The 17,039-nt window shown below is 44.2% G+C and carries 15 protein-coding genes and 1 pseudogene; 7 read left to right on the top strand and 9 right to left on the bottom strand.

The window, feature by feature from the left end; all coding sequences use genetic code 11:
• The first annotated feature begins 3 nt into the window (after positions 1-3).
• From dnaK to RJ60_RS10440, 4 genes are read left to right on the top strand one after another with little or no spacing between them, the layout of a single operon-like run.
• Positions 4-1,848 (top strand): molecular chaperone DnaK, encoded by a 1,845-nt coding sequence (gene dnaK, locus RJ60_RS10455; protein WP_103134701.1) that lies wholly within the window; start codon positions 4-6, stop codon positions 1,846-1,848.
• A 37-nt stretch (positions 1,849-1,885) separates the two neighbouring features.
• A complete protein-coding gene (locus tag RJ60_RS10450; protein WP_099829875.1) occupies positions 1,886-2,335 on the top strand; it encodes an Hsp20/alpha crystallin family protein in 450 nt (149 codons plus the stop codon).
• Between the two features lie 56 nt (positions 2,336-2,391).
• A complete protein-coding gene (locus RJ60_RS10445; protein ID WP_103134700.1) occupies positions 2,392-4,779 on the top strand; it encodes an ATP-dependent Clp protease ATP-binding subunit in 2,388 nt (795 codons plus the stop codon).
• 60 nt (positions 4,780-4,839) lie between these two features.
• Positions 4,840-5,793 (top strand): D-glycerate dehydrogenase, encoded by a 954-nt coding sequence (locus tag RJ60_RS10440; RefSeq protein ID WP_103134699.1) that lies wholly within the window; start codon positions 4,840-4,842, stop codon positions 5,791-5,793.
• On the opposite strand, the gene RJ60_RS10435 is transcribed toward RJ60_RS10440, so the two are convergent.
• On the bottom strand, positions 5,794-6,228 hold the full coding sequence (locus RJ60_RS10435; protein ID WP_103134698.1) for a hypothetical protein: 435 nt from the start codon (positions 6,226-6,228) through the stop codon (positions 5,794-5,796).
• Between the two features lie 72 nt (positions 6,229-6,300).
• On the opposite strand from RJ60_RS10435, the gene RJ60_RS10430 reads away from it, so the two are divergent.
• Positions 6,301-6,426, top strand: coding sequence for a desulfoferrodoxin FeS4 iron-binding domain-containing protein (locus RJ60_RS10430; protein ID WP_099829869.1), 126 nt, complete (start codon positions 6,301-6,303; stop codon positions 6,424-6,426).
• A 26-nt stretch (positions 6,427-6,452) separates the two neighbouring features.
• Here the strand turns inward: RJ60_RS10430 and RJ60_RS10425 are convergent, their stop codons facing one another.
• On the bottom strand, positions 6,453-6,974 hold the full coding sequence (locus tag RJ60_RS10425; protein WP_146028910.1) for a hypothetical protein: 522 nt from the start codon (positions 6,972-6,974) through the stop codon (positions 6,453-6,455).
• Positions 6,975-7,254: 280 nt separating this feature from the next.
• Between RJ60_RS10425 and xpt the strand changes: the two genes are divergently transcribed.
• On the top strand, positions 7,255-7,860 hold the full coding sequence (xpt, locus tag RJ60_RS10420) for a xanthine phosphoribosyltransferase (protein WP_103134696.1): 606 nt from the start codon (positions 7,255-7,257) through the stop codon (positions 7,858-7,860).
• Here the strand turns inward: xpt and RJ60_RS10415 are convergent.
• The 5 genes and pseudogenes from RJ60_RS10415 to RJ60_RS10395 form a co-directional block, all read right to left on the bottom strand.
• On the bottom strand, positions 7,857-8,552 hold the full coding sequence (locus RJ60_RS10415) for a hypothetical protein (protein WP_099829864.1): 696 nt from the start codon (positions 8,550-8,552) through the stop codon (positions 7,857-7,859). The two genes, xpt and RJ60_RS10415, sit on opposite strands and share 4 nt — an antisense overlap.
• The gene (locus RJ60_RS10410; RefSeq protein WP_103134695.1) at positions 8,549-10,246 is read right to left on the bottom strand and encodes a DUF4910 domain-containing protein; all 1,698 of its coding nucleotides are present in this window, start codon (positions 10,244-10,246) and stop codon (positions 8,549-8,551) included. The genes RJ60_RS10415 and RJ60_RS10410 overlap by 4 nt, the downstream gene beginning before the upstream one ends.
• A gap of 3 nt (positions 10,247-10,249) precedes the next feature.
• Positions 10,250-10,991 (bottom strand): annotated as a pseudogene (locus RJ60_RS16545) (SDR family oxidoreductase).
• A gap of 64 nt (positions 10,992-11,055) precedes the next feature.
• Positions 11,056-12,345, bottom strand: coding sequence for a hypothetical protein (locus RJ60_RS10400; protein ID WP_103134694.1), 1,290 nt, complete (start codon positions 12,343-12,345; stop codon positions 11,056-11,058).
• 142 nt (positions 12,346-12,487) lie between these two features.
• Positions 12,488-13,072 (bottom strand): hypothetical protein, encoded by a 585-nt coding sequence (locus tag RJ60_RS10395; RefSeq protein WP_103134693.1) that lies wholly within the window; start codon positions 13,070-13,072, stop codon positions 12,488-12,490.
• A 141-nt stretch (positions 13,073-13,213) separates the two neighbouring features.
• Here RJ60_RS10395 and abc-f point away from each other — a divergent pair, with 141 nt between their 5' ends.
• Positions 13,214-15,031, top strand: coding sequence for a ribosomal protection-like ABC-F family protein (gene abc-f / locus RJ60_RS10390; RefSeq protein WP_099829856.1), 1,818 nt, complete (start codon positions 13,214-13,216; stop codon positions 15,029-15,031).
• Here the strand turns inward: abc-f and RJ60_RS10385 are convergent.
• Positions 15,026-15,460, bottom strand: coding sequence for a hypothetical protein (locus RJ60_RS10385; RefSeq protein ID WP_103134692.1), 435 nt, complete (start codon positions 15,458-15,460; stop codon positions 15,026-15,028). The genes abc-f and RJ60_RS10385 overlap by 6 nt on opposite strands.
• Before the next feature lie 200 nt (positions 15,461-15,660).
• Positions 15,661-16,863, bottom strand: a complete 1,203-nt coding sequence (locus RJ60_RS10380) for an ATP-utilizing protein (RefSeq protein WP_258006280.1) — start codon at positions 16,861-16,863, stop codon at positions 15,661-15,663.
• Between the last annotated feature and the right edge of the window lie 176 nt (positions 16,864-17,039).

The raw sequence follows: 17,039 nt of genomic DNA, 5'->3' as shown, positions 1-17,039 counted from the left end.
CAGATGGCAAATAAGGAATACACAGTTGGTATTGACCTTGGAACTACAAATTCAGTTATTTCGTGGGTGAAGCCGGACGGTAACGTTGAGGTCATTCCCAATGCTGAGGGGAATCGAACCACCCCATCGATAGTTTCTTTCAGCAAAACGGGAGAGATCATTGTCGGCGAACCCGCCAAGAGACAAACGATACTAAATGCAGACAGAACAGTAAGATCTGTGAAGCGAAAAATGGGTTCCGACTACAAGGTGAAGATTGATGATAAGGAATACACGCCTCAGGAGATAAGCGCTTACATTCTGAAGAAGATGAAGGCCGACGCCGAGGCTTACCTCGGAGGAAAGATAACACAGGCGGTAATTACTTGTCCCGCATACTTCAACGATGCTCAGAGGCAGGCCACAAAAGAGGCTGGTATTATTGCTGGACTGGAAGTCCAGAGGATCATTAACGAACCAACAGCAGCTGCCGTAGCTTACGGAATTGACAAGAAACGCGGCGATAAGAAGATCATAGTATATGATTTGGGTGGAGGAACCTTCGACGTCTCCGTATTGGATATAGGTGACGGTGTAGTTGAAGTCTTGTCAACGTCGGGCAACAACCACCTCGGTGGAGATGACTTCGACCAGAGGTTGATTGACCATATAGCAGAAGACTTCAGAAAGAAGAACAACGTTGATCTTCGAAAAGACAAACAGGCGTTCCAGAGGCTTAAGGATGCCGCAGAAAGAGCAAAGATAGAGCTTTCTTCAAAGTTTGAAACGGAGATTTCTTTGCCTTTCATAACTGCAACTGTCGATGGACCACTGCATCTTGAAATGAAGATAACTAGATCGACACTAGAGTCTCTGATAAAGGATCTTGTGGAAGGCACCAGAGAGCAGATAGAGAGAGCAATGAGCGATGCAAAACTCTCTCCGAAAGAGATAGATGAAGTGCTTCTTGTAGGAGGTTCAACAAGGATTCCAATGGTTCAAAGTTTCATCAAATCGATCTTCGGCAAAGACCCGAACAAGAACATAAATCCAGATGAGGCCGTTGCTATCGGAGCAGCTCTGCAAAGCGGAATACTGTCCGGCAGTGTAGAAAGTGATCTTGTGCTCGTAGATGTCACTCCTTTGACTTTAGGAGTAGAAGTAATGGGCGGTTTGATGGAACCGATCATCGAGAGAAACTCTACCGTTCCAGTCAAGAGATCGAAAGTTTTCACTACAGCGGCCGACGGGCAGACGGAAGTGGAGGTAGCTGTCTACCAGGGAGAAAGAACTATGGCAAGAGACAACATGTCTCTTGGAAGCTTCAAGCTTACCGGAATTGCTCCCGCTCCTAGAGGAGTTCCTCAGATTGAAGTGACTTTCGATATTGACAGCGATGGAATAGTTCACGTCTCCGCAAAAGACCTGGGAACCAATAGAGAACAATCCATGGTGGTAAGTGGAAGACAGAAGATGTCAGAAGAAGAAATAAAGAGAGTGGTAGAGGAAGCAAAGAAATACGAAGAACAGGACAAACAAAAGAAACAGGAAATTGAGTTGAAGAATCAAGCCGATCAGCTTGCATATAGTATAGACAAACTCCTTAGTGAGAGCGGCGACAAGATATCCTCTGAGGATCGTGGCAAGCTCGAAGGTCTCGTGAAGGACCTGAGGGACGCGATCAACGAAGACAACATTCAGAGAATAAAGCTGCTATTTGACCAGCTTCAGAAGGAAAGTATGAGAGTTGGACAGAGTGTTTACCAGAAAGCCCAGGCTCAAACTCCTGCAGACGGAGTCCCACAAGAAGGTGATAATAATGATAGTGACAGTGGTACCGAGTATATACCGCCGGAAGACAGTAAATAGCAGAAATCATAGAGATCCTAAGAATGGAGGTGTTAATATGTTGGCTATCAGAAGAGGAAGTGATGTTTTCAGACCTTTCGAGGAGATTCAAAGAGAGATGGACAGACTCTTTAATGAAGCCTTCAGAGGTCTGAATGATCAGTCGAAAGAAGCTGGGATGTTCAGTCCGGAAGTTGACATCTACGAAAAGGATAACTCAGTTTTTATCGAAATGGACATCCCTGGAATTAAGAAGGATGAACTCGAAATCAAGGTAGAAGATGATGTTCTCTCAATCAAAGGCGAGAAGAAGCTTGAAAGAGAGGAAAAAGAAAGAGACTACCACCGCTACGAGAGATATAGCGGAGCATTCCAGAGAATATTCAGGCTTCCTGAGTACGTTAAGAGTGATGATGTCAAGGCGAAATACGAAGACGGTGTCCTAAAACTCGAGCTTCCCAAAAAAGAAGAAGTCAAGAAAGAAGCTATCCAAGTAAAGATCGATTAACGTTAGAGAAAAACTAAGAGGGCGCTTTCGGGCGCCCTTTTTTTGGAGGTGTAGTGATGATCAACTATGAAGAGTACACCGAGAAGGCAAAGAAAATCCTCATGGATGTTCAAGACATCCTGATGAGATACAGGCAGAATCAACTCGCATCGGAACATATACTTCTTTCCATGCTCGAGGACGGGGATAATATCGCCATCGAGATACTGAACGGAAAGAACATCAGCATAGATTCTCTGAAGAAAGATGTTGAAGAAGTCATCGGCCGTTATGGAAGTAGCCGAGAGTCAACAAACCAGATATATATCACTCCGGAGGCCAGGCACATCCTCGAGAATGCCCGAAGTGAAGCGAGAAGAATGCATGATTCAAAAACTGGAACCGAACATATACTTCTGGCGATGGTGCGGGAGACCTCTGCTGTTGCAAGCAGACTCCTGTCAAAATACGGGATCAATCTCGATAATATATACACATTGATTCTCAAGGGCCGAACAAAAAGCGGCGCAGAAGAGGATGAGAATCTTTCTTCCTTGAAGAAGTTCACAATCGATCTTACTCAGCTTGCAAAGGAAGGCAAGCTTATGCCAGTTATTGGTAGAGAAGATGAAGTCAGAAGGGTAATACAGATTGTTGGAAGGAAAACCAAGAACAATCCCGCGCTCGTCGGAGAACCGGGAGTTGGAAAAACCGCAATTGTAGAAGGTTTGGCTCAACGTATTGTGAGTGGCGATGTCCCCGAATACTTGAATAACAAGAGCGTCCTGGCTCTGGATATGGGTAGACTGGTCGCCGGAACGAAATTCAGAGGAGAATTCGAAGAGAGAATGAAGGACATCATCGATTCAGTGAGAAAACTCTCTGGTGAAGTAATCCTGTTCATAGATGAGATACATAGCGTTGTAGGAGCTGGCTCAGCCGAGGGATCTATGGATGCTGCAAATCTCTTGAAGCCAGCTCTTGCCAGAGGCGAACTACAATGCATCGGTGCAACAACTCTTGATGAATACAGAAAGTACATTGAAAAAGACAGAGCCCTCGAAAGACGTTTTCAGCCTGTTATGGTCGATCAGCCGACCCCTGAGGAAACCTATAGAATTCTTGAAGGACTGAAATCTACTTACGAGAAGCACCACGAGATAAAAATCGAAGATGATGCTTTAAAAACAGCCGTCGACCTTAGCGTGAAGTACATAACTGACCGTTATCTTCCAGACAAAGCAATAGATCTTGTTGACGAAGCGGCTTCATTTGTGAGACTTCAAACGGGTTACATGCCGGAAAGACTAAGACTTCTTGACCGTCAGCTCAAGGACCTCGACTCTCAGATAACCTCACTTGCAGAAAAGGGAGAGTATCAGGCTGCTGCAGAGTTGAAAACGGAGGCCGAGAGAAAAAGCAGAGAATTTCGCGAAGAGAAAAAGAAATGGGAGTCAGATGAGTCATTTGGAAAGGCCGTAACACCAACTGTGGTAGCTTCTGTAGTTGAACAGTGGACGGGAATTCCGGCCGGAAAGATGCTTCAGTCCGAGCGCGAAAAGCTTCGCGACCTAGAGTCAATAATCCATGAAAGGTTCATGGATCAGGAAGAAGCAGTGAACGTCGTCTCTCAAACAATCAGACGAGCCAGAGCAGGCCTCAATGCTCCTCATAGGCCATGGGGTTCTTTCATGTTCCTGGGTCCAACCGGAGTAGGAAAGACGGAACTTGCAAAGGCACTTGCCTTCATCCTATTCGGTAGCGAAGATGCAATCGTCAGGATTGACATGTCCGAATACATGGAAAAGCACACTGTTTCCAGACTTATAGGCGCTCCTCCCGGCTATGTAGGCTACGAAGAAGGTGGTCAACTAACTGAATCGGTAAGAAGGAGACCTTATTCTGTTGTGCTTCTTGATGAGGTTGAGAAGGCTCACAAGGAAGTTCACAACGTGCTGCTACAGATAATGGATGACGGTCGGCTAACAGACGGAAAGGGAAAGACCGTCTCATTCTCGAATACGATCTTAATCATGACAAGTAACTTGGCCTCTAAGGAACTAACTGAAATGAGTGATGAGAACCAAATGAAATCAGTTGTGGAGGAGATCTTACGAAGAGCTTTCAGACCCGAATTCATTAACAGATTGGACTCAATAGTGCTATTCAGACCATTAGACGAAAAAGCTATGGAAGGCATAGTCAAGATGAGGATAGCAGAAATGGAGAAAAGACTCGCTGAACAGAAGATTTCTGTTGAGATCAGCAAGGAAGCACTTGGGTATCTAGCAAAAGAAGGTTATGACAGAGAATACGGTGCTAGGCCAGTTCGAAGGTTGATTGAGAAATCTGTGGAAGGGCCGATTGCCGATATGATAATCGATGGATCTCTCGTTGAAGGAATGAAAGTGATAATTGATTTGAGAGCCTCTGAGGTTGTCATAAGACCGGAAAAAGCATTGTAAGTAAACTTATCGGGTTTTGAGAATAACTAATAATGATATCATCTTCTTAGGAGGTGCTCAATGGACAAAGTCTTCTTCACTTACAAGATCCCCGATGAAGGTATGCTTCTTCTGAAGGGCTATGATATCTATGGAAACACTGAAGACAGATTTCTTAAGAAAGAAGAGATAATTCGTGAAGGCAAAGACGCGTCAGCACTGATAACTCTTCTCTCGGACAAGATTGATTCAGAAGTCATATCTTCACTGCCAAAGTTAAAGGTTATCGCAAACTACGCAGTCGGGTACAACAACATCGATATTGAGGAGGCAAGAAAGAGAGGAGTACGAGTCACCAATACGCCGGAAGTTCTTACCGATGCCACTGCAGATTTGACAATGGCACTCATTCTGGCAACCAGCAGAAGAATCGTAGAGGGAGACAGTTTCATTAGAGAGCGCAAATTCGTTGGATGGAAGCCAGATTTGCTAACCGGCCCTTCTCTCTCCGGGAAGAATCTGGGCATAATCGGACTTGGCAGAATTGGAAAAGCTGTAGCGAAAAGGGCTAGAGCGTTCGGAATGAATGTCTTTTATTTCAACAGAAAACCACTTCTTTCTCAAGAAGAAGAGAGATTGAATGTAAGGCATATTAGTCTTGAAGAGTTACTGAAGAGTTCTGATTTTCTGTCGCTTCATGCTCCTCTAACTAAGGAAACCTATCACTTGCTGAACGAGAAGAGGCTCTCATTGATGAAACCAGGAGCCATTCTAGTTAATACTGCCAGAGGTGAGATCATCGATGAAAGCGCACTGATAAAGGCGCTTAAGACCGGAAGACTAGCCGCAGCTGGCCTAGATGTATATGAAGAAGAACCTTATGTGCCTCAAGAGTTGATAGAACTGAACAACGTGGTTCTTCTTCCCCATATTGGATCTGCCACCAGTGAAGCAAGAAAAGAGATGGCAATTATTGTAGGACGCAACGTTGCAGCCGTTCTTGAAGGAAAGGAGCCACCTAACCCTGTGGTTTGATCACTTGGTCAAGAAGTACCATATCGGACCATGATATCTGTTGCCAGCTGCATCGACTGCTACGATTTGCCAGTAATATATAGTGTTTGGAGATAGTCTGTCTACGAAGTAAGTACTTGATTTCGTTGTCGCATAAAGCTGCGGAGTCGGAGATGTTCCAAGGTAAAGATTGTAACTGACGACATCGATAAACGGTGATGACTTAAGACTAACTCTTGCTCCGGAATCCCTGTTTGATATCCAGAGATCTAGATTGCTCAACACAACGGAGCTGTTCCTGACAACAACGTCCCAGCTCAACACCACACTACCGCCATAGACAAAGGTTCCGTCTTGCAAATAAGTGTTAAAAACAGTTTGCGGTTCCTGATACGTAGCACTTGCAGCAGCGATGATAAATATCGTCATTAGAACAGCAAAGAAGACTCTTTCCATAGTCCGCACCTCCAATTCATCAGACTGTGGATCGGTCTGCAAAGTTTATTAATCAGAAGGGAGAGTGAGATCATGAAAGTAAAAAACGTTGGAGAAGTTTACAGATGCGAGATATGCGGAAACGTGGTTGAAGTGAAAGAAGCCGGCGGAGGAGAACTCGTCTGTTGCGGAGAACCGATGAAGCTTGTTCAGAAATAAGAAGAGCCCCATAAGGGGCTCTTCTCCTAAAAATACATGTCGAATCCCAAGAGGACGGGAAGAGGCCAGAGGAAAAGTGAGAACTTGAACCTATCTGTCATCTTGGTCACATCAATAAAACCTATTTCTGGAGAGAGTCTTGTTTTGAATCTATCTGTCGACTCATAGAAAGAGAACATAAACTGTCCTCTAAGGCCCATGGAAACCATGTACCTTCTGCCAAACAAGTTGAAAGAAAGGCTTTCAATCCCAGTTACTAAACGACCATCAATACCCGCTTCAAGACCTGAGATTTTCCTGAGCGCACCCGAATATGACAAGGCAGGTCCTGCGTAAAGCATTGTTGGAGTAAATCGAAGACTGCCGGTTTGAGAACCGCCGAAGACTTCAAGACCCAACCTGTAGTAGCCATTTACAGAGAAAATCCCTAGAAGCAATGGAAAATAGACAACTGAACCTCCAATATTGTTCGCGTTGAAATAGCTCCCAAATGAAACTGACGCAACAATCATCACGATTATGAAAAGTACGGTTATTCTCAGCTTCACTACACCACCTCCATAAAAGTTTTGCACTATTAATTTATACATTGCGTCCACTCTTGGAAGAAATGACTTAAGCAAAATTGAAGTGATCTTTGTCTCCCTAATTCTCATAGAAGACACTCTGAACATATAGGTTTCTTTGACCTCCTTGAGGACTCTCCTTCGATTTCTTTCCGGCAAAGGTTTCATGCCAAACATACCTTACACAAAAGGAATTTCTCCTTCAAGAAACAGATACAGAAATAGTTGATTATAGTACCATAAACTTGCTGGAGGTTGATCGATGAACAAATCCAATCTTTCCAGAAAAGAGATAGTCTCCTCCCTAGAAGAAGCAGTAAGAAGTAGAGGATCTGTTATGGGAAACGGTATACTGAGAGTGGACTCCTTTCTGAACCATCAGATTGACCCTTTACTTATGAAAAGTGCTGGAGAACTGATAGCTGACTTTTTCAGAGATTACGAAGTCACAAAAGTATTGACTGCCGAGAGTTCCGGAATAGCTCCCTCTCTAATGGCTGCTTGTGATTTGGGAGCTCAGCTTGTTTTCGCACGGAAGAGCAGGCCCATTACGATGCAACATTATCTTAGCGAATCGGCTCCTTCTCATACAAAAGGGGGAGTAGTGGAACTAAATGTTTCCCTTGATTATCTTGGCAAAGAAGACAGAGTAATAATCGTTGACGACTTCTTGGCAAGCGGCAAGACTATTGAGGCTCTTGCAACGCTTACTCTAAGAACTGGTGCATCCTTAGTAGGCTTCGCGGCAGTAATAGAGAAAACTTTTGAAGAGGGGCGCTCTCTACTCGAGAAGTTCAGCGTTCCTGTACTTGGAATTGTGAGAATTTCCTCTCTCAATCCACTTTCTTTTGCTCAGAATCAACCCTAGAAATACGCGCAAAACTGTGCGCCAAGACTTACAAACGAAAGGAACAACCTGTCTCCATCGAAAGAATTGGTCAAAGACCAGTATCTTGAACCGGCTCTCACGTAATAAAACGGGCCTTCAAAGTGGAGTCCTGTATAAAAATCGATAAAGCCGTTCCCTTTGCCGAGCCCTGTTGCTACCTCTAAGGCGACAAAAACCTGATCATTCATCTTTAACTTTATATCTGCTGCCGGACCAAAACCAAAATCAGTCATTTTGCGGCTGTATTGCTCTGAACCCGTAAGATCAATCTGCTTGAATAACAGACGTCCTTGAACTCCAAGTTGAAGAGAAAAACGATCCAGAACGGGGAGAGCATATCCGTAAGTTACTGAGAGCACATCTTGCCTAAACATTGATTCGTAAGTAATTAGTGATTCTGTTCCTGTTGCTTCGAGTGAGCTGTTCACGGAGAAGTGCACAATACTCACTTCGATCAGGTGATCCTGGAAAAACTCATATCCTGCAGTCGGAATGAAATACGCGCGAAAGTTGCTTCTGTCGAGAAGATCCGTTTTCCCCGAACCAGCTTGTTCAAGAAATCCATTCCAAGGCATCGCAAAACCACTTTCTGCCTTCAGTTCAAATTTCGCACAACCGAGAACTGCAATAAGCCCCATGAAGGCGAAAAGACAGAGTCTTCTTGATATCATGATCTAAGCAACCCCTTATCTATCATCCAGCCGGTAATTACTCTGACTTTTTCAATTTCCACATCATAGTGAATGCTGGCAAGAAGCTCTACGGATTCCCTACCTCCGATCAAGGCAGCTCCCCCTACCACAAAATCCGCGATGCTGGCGAAATCTATAGCCAGCTCCTCATTTAGCTCTTGAGGAAATGTCTTAATCCATTCTAGGCCCAGAGAACTCTCGAATGTTGGTTCTAGAGGGCTTAACGAGGGGAGATTGCCTGAATTGCTGAAGATCTTTCTGAGTAAATCTCCCTCGAAATTAGAGATGAGAAGATCATAGATATCGTCACTTCCCTCCCTTCCAGCTATTCTGTTTAGAATCTGATATAGCTCGCCAATCATTCTGCCCCCAACACTTAGAAGCACATTAGGATCAGGCCGGACAAGCTGATCGAGAGTTTCTAAAGCTGATAACCCCACCCATTCCAGCTCCATTTCGTCCATCATGCGAGGTGTGTCGAAATCAGAGTGGTAGTATCTATCTGGCAGATGGCCCATAAACGGAGAAGGAATTCCTAGAGTCGTGAATACGCAGTGATCAGATCCGGCCATAAATGGGATTTCGCCAAATCTCTTCAATGGATAACCGGAACTAGACGGCATATTCCTTTCTATGTTGTAAGCAAGAGTCCTTCCCCATCTCTGAGGAAGATATGGTGGCACTTTCGAAAGAATGAAGGTTGAACCTGTCTTATCCTGATCGGCACCAACCATATCGAAGTTTATAGTGCAAACAGGGAGACGGCTCTCATTCTTGAGTTGAAGAGCATACGGAACACTACCTAGATACTCGGGAACCAGAGCAACCTTTACGGAATACGGGAATCCGCTGTCATTAAGAACCTTTGCAATCTCTGCAGCGAGAGCCGCACCGCTCGCATTGTCATCGGCCCCAGGAGAGGGGTGACATAGATGAGCAGTCAGAAGAACCTCAGGACCTTCGTTGAAGCCTGTAGCGTCTATCTGCAGAATCTCTAATTCGCCCTCTGTAAGTCTCGTTTCGGCCCTGAATCTTACAAGTGAAGAGCTCCTTTTTACGCGTTCAGACAGAAGATCGAATTTCTCCTTCGACACAGAAAACGCAACTGTATTCCTGTTTGCGGATTCTCTATCGTGTGGAATAGTCAGAAAGTTGGTCATTTCAGGTAAACTATCCAGGCTACGGCCAATTTCCTCAAAAGCCTTCCTCATGTGGCATAAGATAAGACACCTCGCTCCACCCTCAACTACTGCGTTTTGAAAGACCTTTGCCGGATCATCATTTGCCAAAACCGCCTTTTTCGAATAGTCTCCTTTACCATCATAGATAACCAGAGGAAGTGTTTCCCAGCCTTCTGTGCTCCCACTCCCCGAGACAAGGGAAACCTTCGTGACTGCTGTCGAAGTTATGAAAACCCTTTCGGGATCTTCCAGCCACAGTTCTCCATATATCGGTTCCCATGCAAGAGTAGACAGAGTATTTCCCGTTCTCGTAACTCCGTCTGCCGGGTAACTGAATATCTTGAATCTTTCCTCCGGAAGCCCCCCACGAAGAAGGTAATCAATAACGGCATGCATTGATTTGGTGTAATCCCTGCTTCCTCTCACTCTGTGATATCCAGAAAGCATCTCAATAAGTGACTTAACTCTAGCTCCTTCGAGTCTTCGGTTCAACTTTCACCACCTCTTTTCGACATAAATCATCTTCCGAGTCATGCCGCCATCAATAATCAGATTGGCACCCGTAATGAAAGAGGACTCATCACTTGCCAGGAAAAGGCACGCTTTCCCTATGTCCTTTGGTCTGCCTACTCTACCCACAGGATGTTTTTTATTAGCGGTCTCACTCAGACTGGAACTACTATTGGCTCCCCTGTCTGTAACATCAATCATTCCAGGGCTGATAGCGTTTACCTAATCTTTGGTCCAAGACTAATAGCCAGTGAATGTGTAAGAGCCAGTAATCCACCTTTTGAAGCTGAGTAAGGTTCTGAGTCTTGTTCAGACATTAGTGCTCTGGTTGAGACAATGTTAACTAAACTGGGTGCTTCAGAATATATCAGATAAGGAACACAGTACTTAGTCATCATATAAGGGCCAGTGAGATTGACTTCAAGAACCTTTTTCCAGTCATCTATCGACCTGTCTAGAATCGTTCCAGTCCAAGCGATACTTGAATTGTTTATTAGCGTATTGATCGATCTTGTTGGCGCTGCGGCATAATCAACAGCTCTCCTAACATCACTTCCCGAAGAGACATCTCCTTGAATGAAAAATGCTGACCTCCAAGCCCTTTAATAGTCTGCGCTGTGTCGTTACCGGCCAATTCGTCAATATCCATTATGACTTCAAGCGCTCCAGATTCTGCAAAGCCAAGTGCTATTGCCTTCCCGATCCCTTTAGCACCGCCGGTAATCAAGACCGCCTTGTCCGAGAACCTCAAAGAGCACCTCCTGACGCATCACATTTTATCCCATAGCGGGCTAGATCTTGGTTAGCCTTTCAGACTGTATCATTGCGCACTTTTCGATTGCTGCAAGCTTTATCTCTTGTTCTTCAAAAGTCTCTGCAATAGCATGATAATGGTTGTAAGCCATTTTCCAGTATAGTGAAGCCCTGTCGGGTTCACGTTCGGTTTTTGCGATCTTTTCGAGAGTCATTCCCTTAACAAGCCAGAGAGACACATCATCGCCTCTCAACCTTAAGCCCTTTTCAAAGATTTCAAGAGCCTTATGATGTTCTTCAAGACGGTCTCGGAGCAAAACCCCCAGTTTCCTTATATAAACAAGCTTATCTTCCGGTAGTTGGAGAATCTCTATAAGTCTTTCGTAATCCCTGGCGAGCTCCTCAAGGTCTTCTCTGCTCGCATTTCTGTTTTTGGATCTTGATTCAGAGACCGAAATTCTTTTCTTGATCAATTCAATATCATTTGATTCATCTGAGCAAATCTCGTTAACACTTTCTGGAACAGATTTATCCAGAAGCCTGATCTTTTCAAGCAGAGCTTTCTTGTCTTCAAATCGATCTATCCTTGATAGGATTTGATCAAGCCTGATAAGAAACGACGCTTCGTTTCCTTTAAAAGAATACCCACAGCCATCAAACCTTTCGACTATTCTCTCAGCGATTTCACGCAAATCCTCCTCTGAAGACGTGACAAGACCATACATTATAGAAAGTTCCAGATACAGAAGCTCATCTCTTATAGTCAGTTCACTAGAGACTACGATGCGCTTGAGAATAGCTAGCTGATCCTCTCTCGAAATCTCTCCCACTTCTGCAATCGTGTTCATGTACATCTCCTTAATCTTGGAAAGCCTCTCTCGACTTGCAGAAGCAACGGTCATTTCAATATTCTGGAGAGCAACCTCCACAAAAAAGACTCTTCGAGAAATCCTGTAGCAAGCAGTTGCCAAATCTATGGCTAGATCAGGCTCCTCGCTGAAGAAGAATCTCATAACTCTTTTCCATAGTTTCTCATCGAATTCTCCGGCAAGTCTGATCAAAGATTTGGTTGCAGCTGTTCTCATAGGTCTATCAAACTTTTTGAAGATGGCCGAGAAGTCTTCAAACGACTCATCGCTTGTGATAAGTCTTAGTCTCTCAACCGCAGCTTCAAAAGCACCTTCTATATCTCCGATTTCTACTTTCATGTTCATCAGTTCAGCGAGAAGTCTGTTCCTCTCTTCGCCCCCTTGTGATCTCTCTATTCTTCTCTCTATCTTTGACATCTTCCTATCTTTTATTCTTCGACTGATCTTCTTCAAGAACATCATATCCTCCAACAATAACTGAATAAAATCGCTTCTATAAAAGGATACCAGAAAATGAGATCCTGATAACATGAAAGATTCTCACAAAGGCTCCTCATTATGGGTATTCCGCCAACGAATTCTTTACGATGGGTTACCTATGCTACACGGAAGCAGACGAAATAGCCACATCGAGAATCAGATCAATCAAAGATCTACTCCATTCAATTCTGTAACCCCAGATCGTTCTTTGCAGATAGTAAACCCTCGCACCGCTGAACTCCGTGAAAACGTTTTTCTCGGAGGATCCAGGGATGAATATGATGCAATAACTATCTGGATCGTCCTGCAACTCGTACAGTTCAAGAAAACTACTGTACTCAGGATCATCTTGAGTATATAGCGATCCGGACAATCCTTCTATGAACCAGTCGCCGGATCGATGCGCGTACTGGATGTAGTGACGCTGCATCAAAGGCCAATCTTTTTGGAAATCAAACACCAGACTCTTCATGTCACCCTCAAGCTCAACTATCGCCAGCTCTCTCAGGAACGCGATTTCCCTCTCATTGAGACCTGCCTTAGAACCGGCTTCCTGCTGCTGACGAATTTGAGCGGTGTAATCAAGCATAGCCCTTTCATACTGAATAAAAACTTGGCTGGGACTTCTGAAGAAATTGAAGCCCCAAATATACGATATTGCCAGAAAAGCCGTTACGACAACGAGAAAAGGTAACCAGAGTTTCAAATCAATACACCACCCGGTTTCACCGCATATTCAAAGATAACACAAGTCTCTGTAGCATAATCGCCCAGAAACAGCTCAAACTTCAAAACAGCCGGAGATGTTGTATCATTATGACTGACAAAGAACAAGAAGGGAAGCTATATGCTGTTAACTCTTAGCAAAGTGGGACATGATTATGGTCAGGACTTCCTGTTTGATGAAGTCTCAACCTCAATAGACAAGAGAGACAAGATTATCCTTCTCGGTAAGAACGGAAGCGGAAAATCCACCCTAATGAGAATCATAGCAGGAGAGCTTTCTCCAACTGAAGGAGAGGTTTTCCATTCGTCAAACGTAAAGATTGGTTATCAGATTCAGAGCAGAATTCCCGATGAGAAAATGACGCTTATGGAGTACTACCTGCAAGACAAATCAAATGTTCCTCTGGATACGGAAGAGTTCTATTCTTATGATAGAAGAGTGAGAAGCATTTTGGTAGGTTTGGAATTCTACGAAGAAGATTGGGAAAGACATTTGGAAACCTTCAGCGGAGGAGAACTCACAAGAATATCACTTGGAAAGCTCTTTCTTGTCGACCACGATATTCTCTTGCTAGACGAGCCAACTAATCATCTGGATCTTGAATCAACGGAGTGGTTGGTTGATTTCCTGAAGAGCTATAAAGGTGCGCTCCTGGTTGTCACTCACGATAGGTATCTGATAAGGAATGTTGGAAACAGATTCTGGGAGCTGAATGGAGGATCTCTCTGGGATTTCGCCGGAACATATGACAAATATCAGTCTGACAGAGAGATCATGGTTAAGAGTGGATTGAGGACACGAGAGAACCTTTCAAGAGAAATTGATAGGCTGGATGCAGTTGCAAAAAGATACAGACTTTGGGGTCAAGAGAAGTTCATAAAACAAGCAGTTAATAAGGAGAGGCAAAGAGATAGACTCAAGGATCAGCTTGAAACTATAGATCTTCCAGACGAGGAAATCAGGCCAACTAAGTTCAGACTCCCTCAGCCAGACAGAACCGGCTACTCAGTTTTGAAGATCGAAGGACTGTCGTTCGGATTTGGAAGCAAGAAACTTTTCAACGGCGCCTCTGCAGAAGTGCACAGGAGGGACAAGATTGGACTTTTGGGCCCCAATGGAAGTGGGAAGACAACCTTGCTGAGGATAATAACTGAGAATCTTGAGGAGCACGTTGGGCAAATAACTTGGGGTCATAATGTTCGCTGGGGCTACCTGTCGCAGCTTACTGAAGATCTGAACCCATCTAATGATGTGATAAGCGAGATTTGGCAATTGATGCGGGGGCAGCCGGATTACGAAGTGCGGAAGTACATTGGAAGATTCGGTTTCCCGGGCGATGATGTGTTCAAACCAGTTCCATCTTTGAGTGGAGGAGAGAGAACAAAGCTAGCACTGGCAAAACTTATTCTATCGAAACCAAACGTTCTAGTGATGGACGAGCCTACAAACAACCTAGATATCTGGTCTATTGAGAGCCTTGAAGAGGTTCTGAAAGAGTATGAGGGTTGCATAATCCTAGTGTCACATGACAGAGAATTCGTACAGAACGTATGTGATCACTTCCTGATGATAGATGGGAAGAAGTTAAAGGCGGTATCTTCTGTTGAAGAATACCTTAGAAGAAACCAGAGAAACATCGATTCTACGGGCAACGAATATGCGAGGCTAACCTTTCAGGAGCGGCGTAGACTATCCAACAAGAAAAAGTCAGTCCTTGAAAGACTTCAGCAGTTGGAAGTTGAAGAGAACGAACTATCAAGGAAGTTGGAAACGGCACAGCTGAAGATGGGCCTTTTCTCAACAGATTACGAAAAACTTCAAGACCTTTATACTGGCATAGAGAGAATTGAATCAAGACTTCTAGAAATACTCCAGGAAAGAGAAATGCTGGATGATGAACTTGACAGGCTCTCTGAAACTCTTGATGAGACCTCATAACATCAAGAACGCGATGGAAACCGCTGACAATAATATGCAAAGATCTGAGTATATCAGATATCTATGAAAACTCTTCTTGTCGACCTCTACCATCGACCTGGGATCACTGGCCCCCTTTATTATCAACCGATCTGCCTTGTACCAAAAGAGCGCGGCAGAGGCGATTGAACCGAAGAAGACCAAACTCCATATAATCGACAGTGAACTGATCAGTATGATAGATAAGGCAGTGCCAACAATCACAAACAAAGTAGCCACTGCCGGTATTCTAATAGTCTCCCAAAAAGAGCAAAGATAACCCTGTACTCTGGCTTCAGTTCTAGGATCTCGCAGAGGTGTCATGAAGATTGAGACTAGTAGTCCACCACCCGCCAAGAGAACATAAGAAAGCACAAACACCGTCTTGTTAAAACCTTCGAACACTCCCATGCTTATCACTCCAAAAAACCTGCTAGCTGGATCTTCTTGCTGAAAACAACAAACAAGTGCATCTGGAAAAGGGATACTTTTCAAGCCTGTTCTACAAAAATCATTATAGCAGATATTGGAATAACGATGATCCAGGGTTCCTTCCTACCAGCAAATCGAGAAGAAGGACTGGACAAAGGGCTCTCTTCATCGATCAAAGGTCAAACGGCTTTCCTCACTTCATTCGAGTCCGCCTCTTCACAGAGGCTCTCTATATCACAGGTTGCTCCCAGAGAAAAACTCTTAGTCTGGCCACCCTTAAGAGGCCCAAGAATCGCTGTGTAAAGCATTGACATTAGCATCACAAAGAACGGTGCCGGATCACGGATGTCCCATGAGTCGTCTCTCAGTCTCTTTCTGTTCTTGAAGAAGGCTTTCATTTTACCAAACTTTCCTTTGAACAGCACGCTGAAGAACCAGCCTATTTCCAATGCAGTTGTATAAGTGCCATTACCCACTTCTGGCGACATAATCTGCTCGACTCTGTTCTCGGTCACCAAGTCCATATATGCCTTTACCATATCTACTCCCGAACAATATGCCACCAAGAGTCCGGGACTCATCCTCGGATTAACATCAACCAGATAATACTCGTCTCTTTCCTTATCATAGAGAAAATCCGTTGATATGAATCCCGAGTAATTGAGGTTGCCGACGATTTTCTCAACGTCTCTCAAGACCGAATCACATTCAATGGAGATCCTGCAAGTTCCTATCCCTCCGGATTCCGGATACTCTCTTACATTCTTGTAGATAACATTTCCTATCATTTTACCATTGTAGGCGAACCCAGTAGTACATATTTGTTGAGGCGGCTTCCATTCCTGAACAAGAAATCTCTTTCCATCTAGCGCTTTCGAAATCTTCTCGAACTCTTTGGAAGAACTTACTCTCACTATTCCTTCGGCGGACCTTTGATTACGCGGTTTCACTATAAGCGGGAACGAACTGCCGTTAGGCTCAAATTCCCCAAGCAATGCTGTTCTAGGAACACATATTCCAAGTGACCTCGCGTAATCTGTCATAGTGAATTTGTCATGAAGAAGCTTGATGTGATCGTATGAAGGCACCAGAACTTTGACCCGACCCTCAAATAGATGCAGGTACTTGCTTATAACAAAGCCCTCCTCAAACGTCGGGCATATCACATCTATCTTCATTTTATCTGTCTTTTCCAGAATCTCGTTGATAAATCCTTCGCTATCATCGCTGACCGATGGATAGACGAACTTCCCCTTTAAGTACCTCGAATAAAGGCCCCCACTGAACTTACTGCTATCCGCAGCAAAAACATCATGCCCATTTCTAGCCAGAAGTCTGATAGCATTGATCGCATACCACATTCTCGCGCCAGTAATTAACACCCTCAAACTAAGAAACCTCCCGTGGACGATTAGCAAAACAAGGTAATTACAATCATACTATGCTAAGAATGTAACAATTACATTATTCAAGGTGTTTCACTAATGGCGCTTCCTGAATTCTCCTGGCTCAGTACTGGCAATTTGATGAAAGACTGTGGAGTTATCGGAGATCCAAA

Source organism: Mesotoga sp. B105.6.4 (assembly GCF_002896535.1).
Lineage (GTDB): Bacteria > Thermotogota > Thermotogae > Petrotogales > Kosmotogaceae > Mesotoga.
Note: the sequence above shows the minus strand (reverse complement) of the source record. Positions and strands in the feature narration are given on the sequence as shown.

Excerpts from the sequence above, each read along its gene's own strand:
- dnaK (WP_103134701.1), top strand. The coding sequence starts at position 4 with ATGGCAAATAAGGAATACACAGTTGGTATTGACCTTGGAACTACAAAT.
- RJ60_RS10450 (WP_099829875.1), top strand. The coding sequence starts at position 1,886 with ATGTTGGCTATCAGAAGAGGAAGTGATGTTTTCAGACCTTTCGAGGAG.
- RJ60_RS10445 (WP_103134700.1), top strand. The coding sequence starts at position 2,392 with ATGATCAACTATGAAGAGTACACCGAGAAGGCAAAGAAAATCCTCATG.
- RJ60_RS10440 (WP_103134699.1), top strand. The coding sequence starts at position 4,840 with ATGGACAAAGTCTTCTTCACTTACAAGATCCCCGATGAAGGTATGCTT.
- RJ60_RS10435 (WP_103134698.1), bottom strand. The coding sequence starts at position 6,228 with ATGGAAAGAGTCTTCTTTGCTGTTCTAATGACGATATTTATCATCGCT.
- RJ60_RS10430 (WP_099829869.1), top strand. The coding sequence starts at position 6,301 with ATGAAAGTAAAAAACGTTGGAGAAGTTTACAGATGCGAGATATGCGGA.
- xpt (WP_103134696.1), top strand. The coding sequence starts at position 7,255 with ATGAACAAATCCAATCTTTCCAGAAAAGAGATAGTCTCCTCCCTAGAA.
- RJ60_RS10415 (WP_099829864.1), bottom strand. The coding sequence starts at position 8,552 with ATGATATCAAGAAGACTCTGTCTTTTCGCCTTCATGGGGCTTATTGCA.
- RJ60_RS10400 (WP_103134694.1), bottom strand. The coding sequence starts at position 12,345 with ATGTTCTTGAAGAAGATCAGTCGAAGAATAAAAGATAGGAAGATGTCA.
- abc-f (WP_099829856.1), top strand. The coding sequence starts at position 13,214 with ATGCTGTTAACTCTTAGCAAAGTGGGACATGATTATGGTCAGGACTTC.
- RJ60_RS10385 (WP_103134692.1), bottom strand. The coding sequence starts at position 15,460 with ATGGGAGTGTTCGAAGGTTTTAACAAGACGGTGTTTGTGCTTTCTTAT.